Source organism: Bradyrhizobium sp. Ses1, from assembly GCF_059512365.1.
Window position 1 is genome coordinate 1 of record NZ_JCAMOQ010000183.1, and the last position, 847, is coordinate 847.

The following is an 847-nucleotide window of genomic DNA, read 5'->3' on the forward strand; positions in this document are numbered from 1 at the left end:
GGACCCCGGATTTTGGACCAGCGGCTTAGGTGGTGCGGATGCCGTTCCGTTTTGATAAACGGAGCGGACCATGAAGAAGACGAGACGGAAAATCGACGCGGCGCTGAAGGCAAAGATCGCCTTGGAGGCGCTGCGAGAACAATCAACGGTGACGGATCTGGCGCAGCGCTACCAGGTGCATGTGAACCAGATTTACGCCTGGAAGAAGCAGCTTCAGGATCAAGCGGTTCGGGCGTTCGACGCGGGCGCTGGTCGGGATGGCGAGGCGGCCCACGAACTGGAGGTCGAGAAGCTCCACGCCAAGATCGGACAATTGACGGTCGAGCGAGATTTCTTAGCCAGGAGGTCCGGAAGATGAGCGCGCCGGATCGCCGAGGATTGCTTCAGCGCGATCATGAGAGTCTGTCGATCCGCCGGCAATGCCAACTGCTGAGCGTTGCGCGATCGAGCGTATATCGGCCGCCGCGGCCGGCCAATGACAACGACCTTGAGCTGATGCGGCGGATCGATCAGCTGTTCACGGCCTGGCCGTTCCTGGGCTCGCGGCGGCTGACGGCAATGCTCAATGGCGAAGGCTGTCGCATCAATCGCAAGCGTGTGCAGCGGTTGATGCGCAAGATGGGCATCGCAGCGCTGGGACCAAAGCCCAGAACCACAAAGCCGGCGCCGGGACACAAGATCTTCCCGTATCTCCTGCGCCATCTGGCGATCGACCGGCCGAATCAAGTGTGGGCGGCCGATATCACCTATGTGCCGATCGGCCAGGGCTTTCTGTATCTGGTGGCGATCATCGATTGGGCGAGCCGTGCGGTGCTGGCCTGGCGCCTGTCGAACACGATGGACACAT

2 protein-coding genes are annotated in these 847 nt (G+C 61.4%); both read left to right on the forward strand.

All coding sequences use genetic code 11. The features are described from left to right. Positions 1-70: 70 nt before the first annotated feature. Complete coding sequence (locus tag AC5ZG5_RS46255; protein ID WP_126262243.1) at positions 71-358, forward strand: transposase; 288 nt, start codon at positions 71-73, stop codon at positions 356-358. Next, positions 355-847: IS3 family transposase (locus AC5ZG5_RS46260; RefSeq protein ID WP_496165577.1), on the forward strand; the 493-nt coding region annotated here is incomplete at its 3' end. The genes AC5ZG5_RS46255 and AC5ZG5_RS46260, both read left to right, overlap by 4 nt.